This is a genomic window from Apibacter mensalis (genome assembly GCF_001418685.1).
Taxonomy (GTDB): Bacteria; Bacteroidota; Bacteroidia; order Flavobacteriales; family Weeksellaceae; genus Apibacter; species Apibacter mensalis.
Genome location: NZ_LIVM01000002.1, coordinates 142,003 through 162,352, shown reverse-complemented (window position 1 = coordinate 162,352; position 20,350 = coordinate 142,003). Strand labels below are relative to the sequence as shown.

Annotated in this window: 17 protein-coding genes; 10 read left to right on the top strand and 7 right to left on the bottom strand. The window is 31.1% G+C overall.

Annotation, left to right across the window (positions count from 1 at the left end):
* The first annotated feature begins 144 nt into the window (after nucleotides 1-144).
* The 8 genes from pdxS (at nucleotide 145) to ASC36_RS01995 (ending at nucleotide 7,878) form a co-directional block, all read left to right on the top strand.
* Nucleotides 145-1,020: a pyridoxal 5'-phosphate synthase lyase subunit PdxS gene (gene pdxS / locus ASC36_RS02030; RefSeq protein WP_055424819.1), complete on the top strand. Its 876-nt coding sequence runs from the start codon at nucleotides 145-147 to the stop codon at nucleotides 1,018-1,020.
* 68 nt (nucleotides 1,021-1,088) lie between these two features.
* Nucleotides 1,089-1,658, top strand: a complete 570-nt coding sequence (gene pdxT, locus ASC36_RS02025; RefSeq protein WP_245630719.1) for a pyridoxal 5'-phosphate synthase glutaminase subunit PdxT — start codon at nucleotides 1,089-1,091, stop codon at nucleotides 1,656-1,658.
* 1,064 nt (nucleotides 1,659-2,722) lie between these two features.
* Nucleotides 2,723-3,457, top strand: a complete 735-nt coding sequence (locus ASC36_RS02020) for an SDR family oxidoreductase (RefSeq protein WP_055424818.1) — start codon at nucleotides 2,723-2,725, stop codon at nucleotides 3,455-3,457.
* A gap of 298 nt (nucleotides 3,458-3,755) precedes the next feature.
* Entirely contained in the window at nucleotides 3,756-4,190 is a 435-nt protein-coding gene (locus ASC36_RS02015; protein WP_055424817.1) for a cupin domain-containing protein, read from the top strand.
* Nucleotides 4,191-4,853: 663 nt separating this feature from the next.
* On the top strand, nucleotides 4,854-5,108 hold the full coding sequence (locus ASC36_RS02010; protein ID WP_055424816.1) for a carboxymuconolactone decarboxylase family protein: 255 nt from the start codon (nucleotides 4,854-4,856) through the stop codon (nucleotides 5,106-5,108).
* A 749-nt stretch (nucleotides 5,109-5,857) separates the two neighbouring features.
* A complete protein-coding gene (locus ASC36_RS02005) occupies nucleotides 5,858-6,829 on the top strand; it encodes a Gfo/Idh/MocA family protein (protein WP_055424815.1) in 972 nt (323 codons plus the stop codon).
* A gap of 87 nt (nucleotides 6,830-6,916) precedes the next feature.
* Nucleotides 6,917-7,219, top strand: coding sequence for a CD225/dispanin family protein (locus ASC36_RS02000; RefSeq protein WP_055424814.1), 303 nt, complete (start codon nucleotides 6,917-6,919; stop codon nucleotides 7,217-7,219).
* 62 nt (nucleotides 7,220-7,281) lie between these two features.
* Nucleotides 7,282-7,878: a hypothetical protein gene (locus tag ASC36_RS01995; RefSeq protein WP_055424813.1), complete on the top strand. Its 597-nt coding sequence runs from the start codon at nucleotides 7,282-7,284 to the stop codon at nucleotides 7,876-7,878.
* Nucleotide 7,879: 1 nt separating this feature from the next.
* Here ASC36_RS01995 and ASC36_RS01990 read toward each other — a convergent pair whose 3' ends face one another.
* The 6 genes from ASC36_RS01990 to ASC36_RS01965 all read right to left on the bottom strand — a co-directional run bounded on the left by ASC36_RS01990 (nucleotide 7,880) and on the right by ASC36_RS01965 (nucleotide 16,057).
* The gene (locus tag ASC36_RS01990) at nucleotides 7,880-8,371 is read right to left on the bottom strand and encodes a dihydrofolate reductase (protein WP_055424812.1); all 492 of its coding nucleotides are present in this window, start codon (nucleotides 8,369-8,371) and stop codon (nucleotides 7,880-7,882) included.
* Between the two features lie 88 nt (nucleotides 8,372-8,459).
* The gene (locus tag ASC36_RS01985; protein WP_055424811.1) at nucleotides 8,460-10,934 is read right to left on the bottom strand and encodes a M1 family metallopeptidase; all 2,475 of its coding nucleotides are present in this window, start codon (nucleotides 10,932-10,934) and stop codon (nucleotides 8,460-8,462) included.
* Between the two features lie 388 nt (nucleotides 10,935-11,322).
* Nucleotides 11,323-11,616 (bottom strand): DUF721 domain-containing protein, encoded by a 294-nt coding sequence (locus ASC36_RS01980; RefSeq protein WP_055424810.1) that lies wholly within the window; start codon nucleotides 11,614-11,616, stop codon nucleotides 11,323-11,325.
* A 78-nt stretch (nucleotides 11,617-11,694) separates the two neighbouring features.
* The gene (recF, locus tag ASC36_RS01975) at nucleotides 11,695-12,774 is read right to left on the bottom strand and encodes a DNA replication/repair protein RecF (RefSeq protein ID WP_055424809.1); all 1,080 of its coding nucleotides are present in this window, start codon (nucleotides 12,772-12,774) and stop codon (nucleotides 11,695-11,697) included.
* Nucleotides 12,775-12,781: 7 nt separating this feature from the next.
* On the bottom strand, nucleotides 12,782-15,244 hold the full coding sequence (locus tag ASC36_RS01970) for an alpha-ketoacid dehydrogenase subunit alpha/beta (protein ID WP_245630718.1): 2,463 nt from the start codon (nucleotides 15,242-15,244) through the stop codon (nucleotides 12,782-12,784).
* Nucleotides 15,245-15,628: 384 nt separating this feature from the next.
* Nucleotides 15,629-16,057 (bottom strand): hypothetical protein, encoded by a 429-nt coding sequence (locus ASC36_RS01965; protein ID WP_073961185.1) that lies wholly within the window; start codon nucleotides 16,055-16,057, stop codon nucleotides 15,629-15,631.
* 438 nt (nucleotides 16,058-16,495) lie between these two features.
* Here ASC36_RS01965 and eco point away from each other — a divergent pair, with 438 nt between their 5' ends.
* The gene (gene eco / locus ASC36_RS01960) at nucleotides 16,496-17,008 is read left to right on the top strand and encodes a serine protease inhibitor ecotin (protein ID WP_221400555.1); all 513 of its coding nucleotides are present in this window, start codon (nucleotides 16,496-16,498) and stop codon (nucleotides 17,006-17,008) included.
* Nucleotides 17,009-17,147: 139 nt separating this feature from the next.
* Here the strand turns inward: eco and ASC36_RS10890 are convergent, their stop codons facing one another.
* Nucleotides 17,148-18,449 (bottom strand): hypothetical protein, encoded by a 1,302-nt coding sequence (locus ASC36_RS10890; RefSeq protein WP_055424806.1) that lies wholly within the window; start codon nucleotides 18,447-18,449, stop codon nucleotides 17,148-17,150.
* 609 nt (nucleotides 18,450-19,058) lie between these two features.
* On the opposite strand from ASC36_RS10890, the gene ASC36_RS01950 reads away from it, so the two are divergent.
* On the top strand, nucleotides 19,059-20,345 hold the full coding sequence (locus ASC36_RS01950; RefSeq protein ID WP_055424805.1) for a TolC family protein: 1,287 nt from the start codon (nucleotides 19,059-19,061) through the stop codon (nucleotides 20,343-20,345).
* Nucleotides 20,346-20,350: the final 5 nt, after the last annotated feature.

The window sequence follows — 20,350 nt, the reverse complement described above, 5'->3', positions numbered from 1 at the left end:
ACACTAGAAATTTATGATTGATAAATAAAAAAATAATAGATCCGTTTTTAAGTAAAATACGTTAGAAAATAAAATAAGAATATTAATGAAGTGTAACCGGATATTATATTATTTTTGTACTTATAATATAAGATAAAATTAAGCATGGAAAATAATAGATACGAATTAAATAAAAATTTAGCACAAATGCTTAAAGGGGGAGTTATTATGGATGTTTCAACGCCGGAACAAGCAGAAATAGCAGAATCTGCAGGGGCTGTAGCAGTTATGGCGTTGGAAAGGATTCCTGCAGATATACGTGCAGTTGGAGGAGTTTCCAGAATGAGTGATCCTAAAATGATCAAAGGAATACAAGCGGCAGTGAGTATACCGGTTATGGCTAAAATCAGAATTGGACATTTTGTAGAAGCACAAATATTAGAAGCGTTGGAAATCGATTATATAGATGAGAGTGAGGTACTAACACCCGCTGATGATAAGTATCACGTAAATAAAACCAAGTTTAAAGTTCCTTTTGTATGTGGAGCCAAGAATTTAAGCGAAGCCTTACGAAGAATTCAGGAAGGAGCCTCTATGATCCGTTCAAAAGGAGAACCGGGAACAGGAGATGTAATACAAGCAGTGAGACATTTACGAGCAATGAATGAAGACATAAGAAGAATACAAGGTTTGCAGGATGATGAACTTTTCTACGAAGCAAAACAGCTTCAGGTACCTTATGAATTAGTAAAATATGTACATGAAAATGGAAAATTTCCGGTAGTCAATTTTGCTGCCGGAGGTATTGCAACTCCAGCTGATGCTGCTTTGATGATGCAGTTAGGAGCTGAAGGGGTATTTGTGGGGTCCGGCATTTTCAAATCTGGAGATCCTGTAAAAAGAGCTCAAGCTATTGTTAAAGCGGTTACCAATTTTAATGATCCCAATGTTTTACTGGAAATTTCAGAAAACTTAGGAGAAGCCATGGTAGGAATAAATGAGGCAGAAATTGAGTTATTAATGGCAGAAAGAGGAAAATAATATATCATAATGCTACAACAGGTCATTTTGAAATTTAAACTTTCAAAATGACTTTTTTTTCGAAATATATGAGTATCAAAATAGGGGTATTAGCTGTACAAGGAGCATTTATTGAACACATCCGGAAAGTACAGGAATTAGGGGTTGAAGCTTTTGAAATAAGACAGAAAAAAGACTTTAATCAATCTATGAATGGCTTGATTATTCCGGGAGGGGAAAGTACTGCCATAGGTAAATTGTTGCGAGATTTGAATATGCTTGATAAAATTAGAAACGAGATACAAGAAGGATTGCCGGTGTTCGGCACCTGTGCCGGATTAATTCTATTGGCTAAAAAGGTAGAGGAAGGTATGGTTCATCTTGGAGTTATGGATATTACGGCAAAAAGAAATGCTTATGGCCGACAGTTGGGTAGTTTTTATATTGAGGAAAACTTTGAGGGAGTTGGTATTATTCCCATGACATTCATCAGAGCTCCTTATATAACCCAAGTAGGAGATAAGGTTAAAATATTATCCGTTGTAAATGGACACATAGTGGCAGCACAGGAAAAAAATAGATTAGTTACTTCTTTTCATCCTGAATTAACTGAGTCAACTAAAGTTCATCAATATTTTATAGAAAAATTATGTATATAGAAATGATACATTATTTTATATTTCTATTTAACTAAATGGGGGATGGAGAATGAGAAAGAAGTGATATAAAAAATAAAAATAAGGGACTGATACTCTATAAGAAATTTCTTATTTAGTCCAATTTAAATGCCGCTAGTAAGGACATGTCGAAAACTATTAACATATTCCGAGATACATTCTTAACTATTATTATCTATGCCAATAATAATACCAGCTGTATGCATTCCTCTCAATACCACATTAATATATATTTGGAAAAGTTGATTATTGAGGGAAAAGTAAAAATATGAGAATCCGGTACATTTGTGTATTTGTATGGAGAAACCCTCATATATATAAAGATAATTTATTTTATTTTGGAGGCTAACAATACGAAGGAATTACCATGATTTTAAAACGTAAATTCTTGCGTGATTTTTACTACAAAATGGTTAATAAAAATAAAAACCTACACAAACTTATTCTGCTTTCGGAAAATGATTTTAGATTATCTTTACTTTCAGATGTCGTTAGTTTATTTCATGCTTCCAATCTTTATTTTGATAAATCATTACAACTTTCTAAATAAATTATGAAATTAAAAGATAAAAAGCAGTTTATCCTTTTAAATAGTAATGAAAATTTTTATACGGTATTCTTCGATTTATAAAATTTTGAAAAATCGAAATTGTAGATTTCCTAATGAAAATTATAGGCAAGATCTTTCCATGAATAAAATAATCAACTATAGCGACAGAAGTTTAGTGGCTTTCAAACATTATTTTGCAAAAATCAGCTCTATTCCACCTAAAAAATAATTGAATCCAAATGAGTTGAATTTGCTTTTATAATTCTTAAATACAATAAGTTAAATGTAAAATATGTATGTTGGGAAGCAGGTTTTAAAAACATTTCTCATTATTATATTGCCGTTAAAGCAAGCATACGATTATTCTCCTAAAAAAGAAATCTAATCTTACTTCAGAACAAAATTTTAAATCATCCCAGCAAAAGCCCATTATCGAACTGGCATTAACTTTGTTTATAGATAATTGTAAACTTAAAAAATCTTAATTTTAAATGTTATGAAAGAAAAAGTAATAGTTGTAATGGGGGCTTCTAGTGGAATTGGTGAAGCTACCGTAAGGAAAATTGCCGAAAAGGGAGCTAAATTAGTAATTTCTGCAAGAAGAGAAGAAAAGTTAAAAGCAATAAAAGATTCTCTACCGGGGGCTGAAATTGAATATAAAGTAGCGGATGTTGCAAAATTCGAGGAAGTAAAGGCAGTAGTAGATTTAGCTATTAGCAAGTTTGGGAAAATAGATGTTATCTACAATAATGCCGGAACCATGCCTTCATCCTATCTTATAGACTGTAAACTTCAAGATTGGCATGATATGCTGCATGTTAATGTGATGGGAGTTTTACATGGGATTGCTGCGGTTCTTCCTCATTTTGTAAAACAAAAATCCGGTCATATCATAACTACGGATTCCGTGGCAGGACATTATGTATATCCGGGATCAGTAGTATATTGTGCAACTAAATCTGCAATTCGTGCAATTATGGAAGGATTGCGTCAAGAACAGAGGGAAAATAATATAAAATCATCTATGGTTTCTCCGGGTGCTGTACGAACAGATCTTTACCTAACAATGAAGGATGAAAAATTATTGGAAGAACAACGCAAAATGCAGGACACAGAAGGTTATGGTCTGAATTCAGAAGATATTGCAGAAGCAGTGGTATATGCGATTAATACTCCACAACACGTATCAGTTAGTGAGGTTATTGTTCGTCCAACCATGCAATCTCTATAAATTAAATTGATAAGAATTGGAATATATAGAAATCTAATTTTTAACTATTTATCCGACAAAAGGTTTAAACTCATAAAATTTAGTATCAATGCTTAGAATCCATTTGGTAACTAATTTTTAATAAATCATTTGGCGGATAAATAGTTATATCATAAAATTTTTATTATACCCCAATACTAATTTATCAAAACTACCTAATAAATTTTAAATTCTATAAGTTGAATAACTTAGTAATTAGTCAAATATTCCATTTATTATTTAAGTATGATCATAATCACAAAATAACTATTATTATATTATGAATAATTCAGAAGTACCTAAAATTAGTGAATTTCCGTTTGGAAATGAAAATAAAGAATATCAAAGATATTTTTCCGGTAAATCTTGGCTGGCCCCACTGACCAAGCTGAACCAATTAAATGCACCATTATTCAACGTTACTTTTGAACCCGGATGTAGAAATAATTGGCATACGCATTCAGGAGGACAAATATTAATTGCAGTGGGAGGGGTTGGGTTATATCAGGAAAAAGGAAAAAAAGTAATACGAATGAATCCTGGAGATGTTATTGAAATAGCACCTGATGTTAAACATTGGCATGGAGCGGCTCCAAATGATTGGTTTTCGCATCTAGCCATTATCTGTAATCCGGAAACTAATGAAACTACATGGCTTGAACCTGTAACGGATCAAGACTACCAAATAGCTACTCATCAAGTGGACATTCTGTGAACAACCCATAAAACATTATACTTTAATTTAAGATCTTATTCAAAGAACTAAGTTGAATTAAACAATGGATTAATATCTCATAATTTATAAATTTTTTCCGGTATAAGATTTAGTAAAAAAATGTACTTAAATTTAGCGTAAAATTACTATAGTTTATAAACCAATTCAATACAGATCATCACTATATCCAGTTTCTCGTATACGAATTTTTAAATAATTGAGTCTAATATTTTATTGAGTTCAATTAAGCTTTATAGATAATAAATAATGGTATGAATGGAAGAGTTATGTTATAAAGAAAATTACAAGAAGCTGTTAGAAGTTAATTTTTAAATGGAGAAAACAATGAACCGGAAATGATGGAAATTCTTTAAAAATTCATTTTTCGCAAAGTATTTACTATCGGAAATATAAATACACGAGAATTGATAACCTGTGTAGTTCTTAACCCATTACAGCAATTGTACTAATTGAAATCTCATATGAATGCCGTGCTAAAACGTAATCTATCTTCTATAAAATTTAGAGAAGCTATTTATCAGCGTTCTTCCATAATAGGTTTTCCCCATATCTTAAACGCGATAGCAAGTATCAATGAAATTTTTATTGTAAAAACATTTAATTGCCCTTAGAAAATTAGAGCAGTATAAATGAAGAAAATGGATGCGAAAAAGGACAAAAATTAAAGTTTCTTTATATGGTAATTACAATAAAGAATTAATGTCTACTCTGCCGGGGGATATGGGAAAGGAGGTAGCTCAATTTTTTACGAAAGTTTACTTTGGAGATTTTTATACACGAAAGAGTCTTGATCCGGCCATTCGAAAATTAATTAGCTATTGTGTATTAGTTTCCTTAGGAGTGAAAGATCAGCTTGTCTATCATTATTATGTAAATCTAAAAATGGGTAATAATTAGGAAGTGATTGTAGCAGCTATAGTTCAGACGTTGTCTTATCTTGGGTTTCCACTTGCATTAAAAGCATTGAAAACTATAATGAATCTGTCTGGGATTGTTAATGATTTTCTCATTTATAAGATCTTTCTAAACTTCTCGGAATTAAGTCCTATCAATTTACATGATAATTGGGTTTTATAAAATAACAAGAGTTAATAATCAAAAACCTTAAATACTTTAAGATATAATTAATTAAAGATGATCAATACATTCATCAAATAAAAGTTAATACATGTTTCACTTTAAAAAATTAAAATACCAGATAAATATTAGTTCAGACAATGTCTACCCTATGATATAATTTTTACATAAACAAGTGTTTTAACCCTATATTTTTATATAAAAATTCATTTTCTATTTTTAAAATAAATATTCCTTATTTTATAATTTAAAGACGGTTCTATTATTAAAATATAGTACATTTGTTAACTGAATATGATAAAGAATACAGTTACAATTATATTCTTATAAAAAAACAAGAGATAGGAGTAATGGTCATATTTATAAAACTCCTCCCCAAAACAAAACTGAAAAAAAATGAGGATTGAAACAAGGAGTTAAGCAATAACTTTTAAAAAATTCTAGAATGTATATATGAAGTTACTGAAACGGGAATTTAAATAATTTTATTAAATGATATGAATCAGTAAGTTATAAATATATAGTTTAGATAAAATAAAATGAAATAATTAATCAAATAATAAGATATTATGCTAAAAGCAGGTTTGGTAGGAGCCGGACATTTAGGAAAAATACATTTAAAATTATTACAGCAGTCTGAAAAATATGATTTAATCGGTTTTTATGATAGTGACAAAGTAAATGGGAAAAAACTGGAAAAAGAATTTGGATATAAATTTTTTTCAAACTTTGATGAATTATTAAAGCTGATTGATTTACTGGATATAGTAACGCCGACCTTGGCACATTTTGAGTATGCTAAAAAAGCAATACAGGCAGGTAAGCATTTTTTTATTGAAAAGCCTATCGCTGGAACTTTAAAAGAAGCAGACGAAATAATACGATTAGCCCAAGAACATAAAATACAGGGACAAGTAGGACATGTGGAAAGGTTTAATCCGGCCTTTACTGCGGCTAAACCATTTATTGTAAATCCCATGTTTTTGGAAATACATCGGTTGGCAGAGTTCAATCCCAGGGGGACGGATGTTCCGGTAGTTTTGGATCTAATGATCCACGACTTAGATATTGTATTATCCATTGTTGAATCAAAAGTAAAAGAAATACATGCCAGTGGAGTTGCTGTCGTCAGCAATACCCCCGATATTGCCAGCGCCAGGATTGAATTTGAAAATGGTTGTGTAGCCAACCTTACAACCAGTAGAATTTCTATGAAAAATATGAGAAAAAGCAGATTTTTTCAGAAAGATGCATATATTTCCATAGATTTTATGGAAAAAAAATCTGAAATTATCAGAATCAAGGAAGTTCCGGAAAAAATTCAGCCTTTTGATATGATTATTGAAAACGCTGAAGGTGAAAAAAAACAAATCATATTTCAATATCCTGAAATTGAGAGTAATAATTCTATTTTAGATGAATTAGAATCCTTAGCTGACTCCATCGAAAACAAGAAACCGATAAAAGTCACTTTGATGCAGGGAAGGGAAGCCTTACGAGTGGCCTTAGAGGTAATGAGACAAATAGAGGGTAGGAAATAGTATAAGTTTACACATAAACTTTCGAGCTTTTATTGAAATATATAAAGTTTTACTACATAAACATTCATATGCCGAAATAAACAGGCCATGAGCAAGGAAATCATAGATCAGGAAAATGAACAAATTTTAAAAGATAAAGTTCCGGATAATTATCTGGCATTTGCTATAATTTGTACAGTGGCTTGCTTTGCCCCTGTAGGAATATTTGCTTTATTTTATTCTTTACGAGTTAATCAATATTGGGAACAAAAAATGTATGCCAAAGCAAGACGTTGCTCGTTTATTACTCGTATTATTTGCGTTTGGACGATTATTGCAGGTGTTGTCTTTTGGCTTGGTATATTATCGGGGGCTATTTACAATATCTTTGGACAAAAATTTCATCATTGACATAAGCTGACTGGAAAATGTATGATTTTTGATTAATTAATTATTTTATTAATAAAATCGTTATGAATACCAAGAATAGTATTTTAGATAATTTTTTATGGAAAACTGTTTTTCTTTTGATAGTAGGTATGACTATTATAGCTTGTGGAGATAAAGCAACTTTAACGGAAGATGTCGCTCTAAATTCAATAGAAGCCTATCTGAAATCCAATCCTATATATGAAACAGTAAATATAACCATTGGAGAAGTAAAATTTAGTCTTAAGAAAGATAAAAATGATCTAAAAGCATATAAAAATTTAGAAGAAAAAGGATATTTAAATCTAATGTTGATCAAACAAAAAAAGAAATTCTTAAGTATAGATAGTGTTTTTACTTATAAAGTTAAGCTTACGGAAAAAGCCCGCCCTTATGTTCTTAAGCAAAAAAAAGAAACTGTTGAATTAAAATCCGTGGAATATAAATTAGGAGATAAAGAACAAGCCAGGATTGAATTAACCGGTAAGAAAACAGCTAAGGCTGTTTTGACACTTAAAAAGGTAACTAACGACTTTTTCATAGTAGGCTATGATAAAAATCCTCATACTGATTTTATAGTTAAAACTTTTAATTTAAGTTATAAAAAAGATAAAGGTTGGATCGTTACTAAGAGTAAATAATTTATATTTTTTTTTGGTAAGTTATAAAGCGGAAGTCATAAAGGTGTTTATTGTTTTTAGGATGAAATTCTTCAAAAATTTTATTCCATTTAGAAAAGTCAATTTTAGGAAAATAAGTATCTGTCATTTCTATCCTTGTGTGTACTAATGTAATTTCTAAAGTATCTGCATATTCAAACGCTTGTCTATAGATAGTTCCTCCTCCAATAATGTAAGGATTGGAATCTTTACTAAGCGCAGATTCCAAGGCTTCTGATAAGGAATTAAAAAGCAAAACATTTTCCGGAACCTTATAATCTGCGTTCGAAGATATAACTATATTAAGACGATTGGGAAGAGGACAACCTAACGAGTCAAACGTTTTTCTGCCCATAACAACAACATGATTTTGTGTTAGAGATTTAAATCTTTTTAAATCTAGGGGAAGATGCCAAAGTAATTGGTTATCATTTCCTATTGCGTTATTTTCGTCTATAGCTGCAATAATTGTCATGTTAAGGATATTAAATGATTTTTAAATATATAAAAAAAAAGAGTAAGGATGAAATCCTTACTCTTTTTTACAAATTTTAAATTACCGATTATTTCATTTTATTCAATCCATCTGAAATATATTTCACTTGATCAGCAAGACTTTGATTAAGAGGTGATGCATTCGAAGCTTGTTGTTTCATTTGTAAAGACCCTTGCATTATTTGCAACATCACTCCTCCAAAGCTGTATTTTTTAGCTTGAGGATAGATTTTTAATATAGAATCAACAATATTTTGAGTTTCGTTAGGATAGTCTCCCATCATAATAGTCTGTAGGCTTCCAAAATAGGTATCTGCTTCTTCTTGAGATTCAGCACTAAGTAACAAGTTTAAGAAATTTTTTGAAATAAGAGCAAGCTGGGAAATATCTTTATTTACAATTGCAGTTTTAGCCATAGCAATAGATAAATCATTTCCCGGATTTTTATCAGTAATTTTAGTAACCAGCTCTGAAGCAGCATTTTTATCCACCTTTAAAACACCAAGTATAGTGGCCGCTTTCACACTATAGGAAGGACTATTAAAAGATTTTATAAATAAGTCCTTATACTTAGTGGCATCAATTTTTGCTAATTGTTTAATAGCTTCAGCCTGAACTAATGTTTTACTATCTGAAGTAGCAATCTTTTCCAATATTGAAGCAGATTTTTGCTTAACTGTAGGATTCGTTTCATCTAATTTTGAAATGGCAAAGGTTCGCAGTCCATCAAATTTATCAGAAGAAGCCGCTTTTAATAGAGTTTCCAACGCTTCTGCATGAGAAGTTTGAGCATCAGCTAATTTACTTATAGCCTCTTTTCTTGAACTGTATTCAGCAGCATATTTATATTGAATATTATATTGTTCAATGGTTTTATCGTCATTGAGTTCGCAAAGTAGAACCTTATCTGGATTTATATTTACCAATTGGGGTTTATATTTAAAAGGAAGCTCAAAAGAATTAGTTTCTGATGCTTTTACCCAAACATGATGTCGGGTTGGTTTTCCATTTTCATATATGTCAATATCTAAAGGAAATTGAAATTTGGGTTCTTGATTTTGAGTAAGCGTAACCGTAACGGTTTTTTTAGATTCATTATATGTATAAGCTGATTTTAATTTCGGATGTCCATTTCCAAAAAACCATTGATTGAAAAACCAATTAAGATCCTTACCGCTTACTTCTTCCCAAGCCAAACGAAGATGATGGGCTTCAGTTGCCTTATATTCGTTGGTTTTCAGATATAGGCTCATACCGGAAAAAAATGCATCATCGCCCAGGTAATTGCGCAACATATGAAGAATCAATCCTCCTTTATTATAGCTTACGGCATCCAACATATCTTCTCGATCTTTGTATTTAAAGCGTATTAGATCCTTGGCGAAATTTTCACCACCATACATATAGCCTTCCCTTTCGTTATCCCTATGTTCTTCCGCATAATCTTTCCCATATTTATGTTCCAACCATAAATATTCCGAATAATTGGCAAATGATTCATTTACCGGAAGGTTGGACCAGCTTTCCGTAGTAGCAAGATCTCCAAACCAATGATGGAATAACTCATGAGCAATAACCGGTTCCCAACTGTTTTTATCGATAAGTTGACCGGGTTTTTGTAATGCATTTTCATCATGAAGGGTACAAGTGGTATTTTCCATGGCTCCACTTACATAATCTTTTCCCACCATTTGACTATATTTTTCCCACGGATAAGGATATTGTAAAATGGTAGAAAAATATTCAATCATAGATGGGGTATCTCCAAAAATTTGCTTAGCATACGGTTCATATTCCTTATCCACATAATATTCTACAGGAATATTTCTCCATTTATCTTTTACAATAGAAAATTCTCCTATACCCATGAAAAATAAATACGGAGCATGTTTTTTATCGAATTTCCAATAATCTGTACGAGTACCATCAGAATTTTTGGTCTGATTTTTTAAAATACCGTTAGATAAGGTTACATATTTGTCCGGAATTGTAATGTAAATTTCTTCTGAAGATTTCTGATTAGGTTTATCAATAGTCGGAAACCAACAACTGTTGGATTCGGTCTCACCTTGAGTCCAAATTTGTGTAGGCTTGTCTTTATTTTCTCCTCTGGGGTTTATAAAATAAAGTCCTTTAGCATCATGAATGGCTTCGCTCCCTTTTTGCTTAATAGAACCGGGAATTGCTATATATTTAATATAGATCGTATAGGTTTCATTTCTTTGATAACTTTTATCTAATTTTATCTTCAACTTATCATCATTATACGTATACTTTAATGCTTTATTTCCATTTAAGTTAAGGGTGGAAATTTCCATACCTTTTGCATCTAATGTTAAAGAATCGGTAGGGTAGAAATGTGGCTTTAAAGTAATCCACGCTTCGCCTAGAAGCTTTTCGTTGGGAATATCAAATCCTACTTTTAGCTTAGTATGAACTAAATCATTAATCCTGGTGGCAGAAGGATGATAATTGGAATAATCTTGAGCCCTAGTATAACCAATGATTAAAATAGAAATCAGAAAAGTAATACCTTTTTTCATTAAAATTTATTTAAAATTAATTATTTAAAAGGAAAGCATACGTACAGAATAAAAACTGATTTTTTATACTTGCCCCATGGTTTCCTATCCCAATGATGGGAATATATAAATACGGTAATAAATATTATCGGCTAATTTAACTAATTATCTTAATAAGTTAAGTTAAGAAAGTATTAATACTTGTAAATTAAGTTCCAATTTTGTTTTTATATTCCGGAAGAATAAGCGAAAGCTTTAAGTGATTTTTATGTAATTTATAAAATAATTTATAAATAAACGCAAGATGTTTAATTTTATAACTTTAGATTATTTTACTTCTTCAATATTAAAAAAATAAGAAGAGTGGGCTAATGTAACAATATGATGTTTAAAAATAATTGAACAAATATTATATAAACTTAATTTTAGTAAAGCATGTTTGTGTACTATCTTTTGTAATTTCAGCAAGAATTTTATTTTGGCTGTAATTTAATTCATGACGTAAAGCAGAAGAATCCAGCTGAATGTATAAGGTTTCGTTATCAATAAATATTCTTTGGGTATGATTGGCTATAGGATTGCCCATCATTTCTCGCCATTTTTCTTCTATTTTAAAAGTAAGAAGCTTTTCTTCCATTCCTAATGTTTTAATAAGTTTTTTAATGGCAGAATTGCTGGTTTGCTCTTTTCTTCTTATACTCATACAAATTATAGATTTATAGGCAAAATTACGTCAAAAAAAGAATAGTATGAATTTTAGTCAATAGTATAAAGCGTAAAACTAAAGTTTAAAAATTAGATAATCAGAGCTGATTTGTTGGACTATTTTTTCAGTTCTGTCATTATGGGTATCTGAAAGAAAAATTTGTCCAAATTGTTCTTCATGAGCTAATTTTACTAATTGAGCAACTCTATGGTCATCCAATTTATCAAAAATATCATCCATCAATAAAATCGGACTTTTAGATGAATATTCTTTAATAGTTTGAAGTTGTGCCAATTTTAAAGCAACTAAAAAAGATTTTTGCTGACCTTGTGAACCAAATTTTTTGATGGGATATTGAAATAATTTAAAAATCAGATCATCTTTGTGGATTCCTCGGGTTGTATAAGCTGCTGCTCGGTCCTTTTCCAAATTTTCTTTTAATAGGCTGCTCGGCTCTTTATCTTCTAAATCCGATATATATTGAATTGTTACTTCTTCTTCACCTTGTGAAAGTGCGGAATAAAAGTTAGAGAATTTAGGTACATAAGAGGCGATAAATTCTTTTCGTATATGATGTATTTTAGTTCCGTTTTCTATCAATTCGGAATCATACATTTCTAAGCTAATAGCATCAAAATAATGGTTGGCTGAAAATAATTTTAATAAGGCATTTCTTTGTGCCAAAGCCTTCTGGTATCTAAGAATCAGATGGAGATAATCAGAATTAATTTGACTGATCATTGCATCCATAAATTTCCGTCTAAACTCACTTCCTTCGCTAATCAAATTACGATCATAGGGAGAAATCATTACGCAAGGATATTTACCAATATGGTCAGAAATTTTTTCGTAAGCCTTAAAATTTCTTTTTATAACTTTTTTTTGTCCGGTTTGAACTACGATTCTTATTGTATCCTCAGTAGTATCATTCCAAAAGTTTCCTTCCACCGAAAAAAAGCTTTCATGAAAACGTATATTGTTTTGATCCGAATAGTTTAAATAGCTTTTGGTTAATGAAAGATAATGAATTGCATCTAAAACATTGGTTTTTCCTACACCATTATTTCCCACAAAACAATTTATTTTTTCAGAAAAGGTAAAATTTTTTTCAGAAAAGTTTTTAAAATTAAATAATCTAAGAATTTTTAGATACATGTATATTTTAGCTTATTTTCGGGAATTCGGATGGATTTACTTCGTGCATAATATCATATATCTTTTCAATCACATCATCAACTGAAGGTTTAGAAAAATAATCTCCATCAGAACCGTAGGCAGGTCGATGATCCTTAGCCGTTATAGTTTTCGGCGCAGAGTCTAAATATTGAAAACCATTTTGTTCTTCAATTATTTTTTGCAATATATACGAACTGGCTCCTCCGGAAACATCTTCGTCAGCAATAACCAAACGGTTGGTTTTTTTTAAACTCTCAACAATTTCATGGCTTAAGTCGAATGGTATTAATGATTGAATATCAATGATCTCTATATCTATACCTAGAGTCTGTAATTCATTGGCAGCTTCAGAAACGATTTTCCAGGTAGCGCCATAAGTTACCACAGTAATATCTTTACCTTCACGGGTTATTTCAATCTTCCCGACTGGAGTGGTAAATTCACCTAAATTAGAAGGGATGGTTTCTTTCAATCGATAACCGTTCAAACATTCGATAAGTAGGCAAGGTTCTTCTGCTTGTATCATGGTATTATAGAATCCTGCAGCCTGAACGAAATTTCTAGGGACCAAAACATATATACCTCTTATATAGTTAATGATTCCTCCCATAGGAGATCCGGAATGCCAAATGCCTTCCAGCCTGTGACCTCGAGTACGGATAATCAGAGGGGCTTTTTGTTTTCCTTTTGTACGGTAGCTTAAAGAAGCCAAATCATCACTCATAGTTTGTAGACAATAAAGTATATAATCCAGATATTGAATTTCGGCGATGGGGCGCAAACCTCTCATAGCCATTCCCAACCCTTGGCCTATTATGGTACTTTCGCGAATTCCGGTATCGGATACCCTGTAGTAACCGTACTTCTCTTGTAATCCTTCAAATCCTTGATTAACATCACCTATCTTTCCTACATCTTCACCAAAGGCAATGATTTCAGGGTATTTTTCGAAAAGTTTATCAAAATTATTTCTTATCACAATTCTTCCATCTACTTGTTCAGCATTTTCATCATACGTAGGGGGAATGTAGGGAACCTGTAAAGCAGAGAACTTAGTATCTGTATATAATTTGGAATTATAATTATGGCTTTCATTCTCAGCTAGTTGGTTGAGCCAGTTTTGCAGATTAGTTTTTGCCTGTGTGCGTTCTTCCCTGACTATTCGTAGAACCTTCCTTATCAAATGGAAAATATCTTTTTTATAAGGAAGTGATAGATTGAGAAAATTTTCTTTTTCCAGATTTATAAAAGCTTTTTTAACGCTTTCATCTGCTAACGATGAAATTAAAGAAAGGGTATGATTGCTAAGGGCATCCATGTCTGTACGGAATTTATTCCATTCATTTTTTTGATGCTCCTTAACCAATTGTTTAATTTCTTTTTCTAAAGTCAACAATTCTTCCTCGGTAGCAACATGTATTTTTAGATTGGTAGATTGATCATAAGCTTCATAATTAATAATCCATTCTCTGAATTTTTTAATACAATCGTATTCTTTTTCCCATTCTAATCGTTCGGCAGATTTATATCTTTCGTGGGAGCCGGAACTGGAATGTCCTTGAGGTTGAGTAAGCTCACTCACATGTATGATAACGGGGATATGCTTTTCCCTTGCTATTTTTTCGGCACGTGCATAGGCTTCGATCAGTTCTGGATAATCCCATCCATGAGCCGTAATGATTTCACACCCTCGGGAATTTTCTTCATGAGTACGTTTAAATCCCTGTAAAAGCTCGGAAAAATCGTCCTTTGCTCTTTGCTTAGATGATTCAACAGAAATACCGTAACCATCGTCCCATATAGAAAGTACCATAGGAATTTGCAATGCGCAAGCAGCATTTAAAGCTTCCCAAAAATGCCCTTCGGAAGTACTGGCATCTCCAATAGTTCCGAAAGCTATTTCATTACCCTGATTGGAAAATTGAATTTTATTTTCAAGCCCGGGACAATTTCTATAAATTTTAGAAGCATAAGCTAGTCCGAATAGACGCGGAATTTGGGCGGCTGTAGGTGATAAATCTGCAGCATTATTTTTTTGATCAGTAAGGACTTTCCAATTGCCTTCTTCATCAATCAGATGAGAAGCATAATGACAATTCATCATTCTCCCGCCAGATTGTGGTTCTCTTACATCATCGGTATCTGCATATATTTGTGCAAAATAATTTTCAATAGTAATCTCACCTATCGCAAATGCTATAGTTTGATCGCGATAATACCCGGAACGGAAGTCTCCATTTCTGAAAACTTTAGCCATAGCTATTTGCGGAAGCTCTTTTCCGTCCCCTAAAATGGCAAATTTAGCTTTTCCGGAAAGAACCTCCTTTCTTGCCAATAAACTGCAATAACGGCTTATAATGCACAATCTATAATCATTAAGCACTTCTTTTTTAAATTCCTGAAAGCTTAAATTAGCATCTGAGATAATGGGATCTATATCTTTAATCACTCCTATAAATATTTTTAGCAGAAACAAAGTTATAGATTTTATTCGAAAATAAACCTATTGAAGAATGCAATGTATATAAAAGTTTAGGTACCAAGAACACTTGCAACCTATTAGAATATATGGTTTCGACTGTTTAAAATAATTGGAATATTTTTATTCGTATGGATTATTAAAAGTTCGAATGTTGAATCAAGTAAACAAAATTATTTATACGAGATGTTCATATATATGTTGCAGAATTTAAATTCTTAAAAAATAATTGAACAAATTCATCAACTGTTGTAACTTTTAGTTTTATAAATATAATATACGTTCATAGATACGGTAATCAATAGATAGTAAAATTAGTTTTTTTAGAGACTGTTAACTAAATAGATTTATATTTTAGTCATTAATTTGAACAGTTTTTTGATAGGGAGTCACAAGAAAATACAGATTGGAGGCAATCCAGCCAATCCAAAATAAATATCCACCCAAATGAAAACGTTCTTTCATGATTCTATGTTCATAAACCGTTGAGAAATCATGATAAGTGTAAACCAGCCCAATACATCCGCTTAGTAAAAATAAAAAGAAGAGAAGCTTGGAAATCGTTACCTTACACGTACGTTTTATAATGTATTGAATTAGTATGAGCAACAGTTGGATGCTAAGAACAATCAGAGCAGTTTTCCACCATACCTTTAGAATTTTATATTCATTGCGAAATAAATTGATTCCCATACGACCTATCCAAGACATTTTAGACATGAGAAATCCAATGGAAATTGAAACCAATATTTCAAAAAGTAATAATAAAGATAGTCTTTTCATTACATGTAAATTTATAAAATGGAGAAAAAATTTATGTTATTAATCTCACTAAGTAAAAATAATAAGAATTAATGAGATGCTGAAGCTATTTAATAAAATAAGAATACATTAAATTTATTGTGTTCCAGGATGATTATATTTCAATATAATTGTCAAAAAACAACTAACTTTGAGATGGTAACTTGATATTTATTTTTAAATGAAATTTATACAGGTAAATATTTCGCCACCTATAAAAGTATAAGTTAGAAACGGTATTTGAAAGACAAATTACTCTTTTACTTAAAAAAATAAATAGAATGTTAAAAGTTGTAAGTTTTTTAAATTCAATAAATTAAACATGTATTAGGGTTGTTTTTTTAAAAATAAAAAAAATAATTTATGGAAAAATAGATGAAAAAGCATCTCTATAAATAAATAACAAGTATTAAATTAAATATGATGAAAACAATTAGAAAAATTTTGACAGGAATTATTTTAGGAAGTATATTAGTATCTTTCACTCATACTAATGTAGATACCATGTATAAAAATAAAGAAGATAATGATCCCGGAAAAGAATTGGCAAACTTTCCTGAGGCCAAACCGGGGATGGTACGTTATGTAATTTTTTTAGATAAAAAAAGCGATGAGGATTTGTATAAAGTAGAGCTTATTCCCGGAAAAATTATGAAAGTAGATTGTAATAAACATACTTTAATGGGAAGAACTGAAGAAAAAGAGTTGGAAGGTTGGGGATATAACTTTTATGAATTTTCTTCAGAAGGAAAGACTGTATCTACACTAATGGCATGTCCACAGGTAGTAAATAAGGAAAAATTTATTTCGTCCGAGTCAACCATTGTAAGATATAACAGTAATTTGCCGATAGTAATTTATGCGCCTAAAGGGTACGTAATCAAATACAAAATTTGGGAAGCAGGAAAAGAGAAAACGGCATCAGTGAAATAATCCATTCGTATATGTAAAAAAAGGAATTCTTTTCATAGTTGAATAGAATTCCTTCTTGTGTAATATATAATAATAGATTTTAAATTTCTATTTCATTTACATTTGTAAGTTTAAAATATATGTATATGTTCGATTTAATTTAATACAATCTCTGCACTGAAATGTAAAATTTCCTTAAGTTATCTGTATCAGTAGAAGTATCCATATTATCAATATATACAAAATAATAGACTTTATACCATTTATTATCAAGTGCAATATCAATAGTTATTACCTCATTGTCTGAAATTCCCGGAATAACATTGGAAGCTCCCCCATTACTTGTTAACATATTGGTTCCAACATTAGCCCATACACCGTCATCCACGCTGACAAATCCGCCTGGAGCTAATACTAGGTTGGAGTTACTTTTATAAGTTGCACTCGCAATCGCACTATACCAGAATTTAACAGGACTTGAAGTAATATTCACCAATCTGGGATTATAAGAGGTGTTCGCACCCAAATTATTGGCTCCTCTTAATAAATAGGCATCCAATCTTAATTTACCTCCAATTACCGGCAAATCATTGACATAATAACTTAACCAATAATTGGCGAAATTCTGGAATTGGTTAGATGATAAATCACCAATACTGGAATTAATACCAGTAGATGTTTTATAATAAATATGTTCTCCGGGGGCAACATCGTCTCCTACACCAATAGTAGCGTCACAAATTTTACCTGCAATTGAAACATTAAATTTAGTCGCTCCAGGACTAGTTACAGTGGGGGTTCCGGTCACATTATAACGTAATGCGCCGTTTCCAATATTAAATTGCCCGGCCTCAAGTTTTGCCGTAAGTCCATTTACTGGCCCAATGGTTTGTGAAGGATATAATCCACCATCACCACCGGTATAAGGAATAGTAAAAAATCCTGAATATGGTTGTCCTGCAGTATATGAACTTGGAATAGCAGTTACTCCATTACAGGTAAGATTTTGAATAGAACCCGGATTAAGAGTACGACCATCTAGTGACTTCCATTCTGTACCGTTCCAAAAAATGTATCCGGTATATACAAAATTGGGATCGGTTCCTAAATTATATACTAATAAACCATTAGCTGGCTTAGGAATAGTAATAGTATCTGTATTTGATTTTAAGGCTACTCGAGGACCTAAAAAACCTTTTTTACTTCCGGAATTAAGTCCATCCACATTCAGCTCTAAAATAGAAGAAGCATCGGGAGTAACGGTTCCGATTCCAACATTACCATTAGAGGTAACAATAAAATCATTTGCTTCTTGAGCAGTATTTGGCGTATTAAATTCCGGATTATCTTTTCCACCGTCTACATGTAAGATCCCTTGTGGATTATTAGTATTTATGCCGACCTGGCTCAATGCTAAAATGGGAATTGATAACATCCCTAAAAAAATAAATTTAGTTTTCATATAATAAGTTGCATTTAATGATTTGCGTGTTAAATAAATATGTATTTGAGGATTTTAAATAGTTTTTAAGATATTTTTGATATAGTTTATAGTGTTAAACATTTTCTTTAGATATTATTTTTAAAATATATGTCTAAAATTGTTTACATAAGTTTTTTAGTGTAGTAGTATGCTATTATGTTATAATAATATTGAATACAAATGTAAATATTTATTTTAAAATTTGCAATATAAAAATACTAATTTTTTGATTTAAAATAATATTTTATATTATAAATGATAATCCGGTTGTTTAATGGATAACTGTAGCTAAAAAGTATTTATAGAAGTTTAGATTTAAGAAAGGAGGCAGACGAAAAGGAAAATTTTACAGTCAGTATTTAAATTATTAAAATTCAATAAATGTAACGTTTATATGTAGGTAACCCCTCTTTTCTTCTGCGAAGATAAAATCTGTATATAAAAATTAACATTTACTATTTAATATTCAACGATTTTTTTATTTAATTTTTTTCTAATGTTCCCTTAATATAAAAATAATCTGGGTTAAATCGTCCTCTAATTTATGAGGAATAGATTTGTCTTAAGACAAAAAATAATACTTATATAATGCGGAAAAACGGTTTTTTACTGATTTGTACCTTCCTTACAAGTATAGTTTTTGCACAAAAAGCAGAAGTAATTCGTTTAACTAGAGAACAAGCGGAGGGTTTGTTTCTTAAACAAAATTTACAGCTATTAGCAGAAAAAATGAATATAGACGCTGCCGATGCTGCTGTTATACAAGCAAAACTATGGGATAACCCTAATTTTTCATTGGGAGATGTAAACTTATGGAGTACAAAATCTCAACGGGAACAAGAGCAAATTCCGGCACTCTTTGGAAAATTTGCTAAAAATACAGAGTTTACAATGGAACTTAGTCAAATGATTAAGACAGCCGGGAAAAGGGGAAAATTAATAAACAGAGAAAAGGTTTCCAAAGAAATAGCTATTCAGGAATTTGAAGAAACCTTAAGGGGCTTAAAACTGGAAGTTAGAAAATCACTGCAAGAACTTATCTATTTACAATCTTACCAAAGAATACTAAACCATCAGCAAGAGGCATTCTCAAACTTGATCGTAGCATATAAGAATCAGGTAGCTCAAGGAAATATAGCTAAAAAAGATCTTATTCGATTACAATCTTCCCAGCTTGAACTGAGTGGAGAAATCTATGAGGTAAAAACCAATTACAATGAGCAACAAAAAATTATAAAAACCTTGTTGAACATTCCCCCTATAGATACGGTGGAGATACAAGAAGAAGACAACACAGTAAAAAATCCGGATGATATCTTATTACCCAAGATTTTAGAAGAAGCTTCAGAAAGCAGACCCGATATTAAAATAGCAAATCTTCAGATAGACTATTTTAATAAAGATTTACTTTATGAAAAATCACAAAAAGTACCCGATCTTACTTTTGCAATCAATTACGATCGTATAAGTGCACCGTGGAAAGATTTTATAGGATTTGGTGTGAGCTTTGACTTGCCCTTTTTTAATAGAAATCAAGGGAATGTCAAATTAGCTCAAGTTAACAGGGAACAAAGCAAATATCAAGCAAAACAGATGGTAAATACCGCACAACAGGAAATCACGGAAGCTTATAATAATTATTCCGAAACTTATCATTTGTATAAAGATATACAAAAAGAAAATATTTCTGAGGATTTGGATCATATGTTAGATGCTTATACTAGAAACTTGATGAAAAGAAATATAAGTATGCTGGAGTTTACAGATTTCATGGAGGCTTATAAAACTAATAAAGAAACCCTTTTGCATACACAAAAAAATCTTTATATACAATTTGAAGAATTACAATATACTGTTGGAAAAGAAATAAGATAAATGTC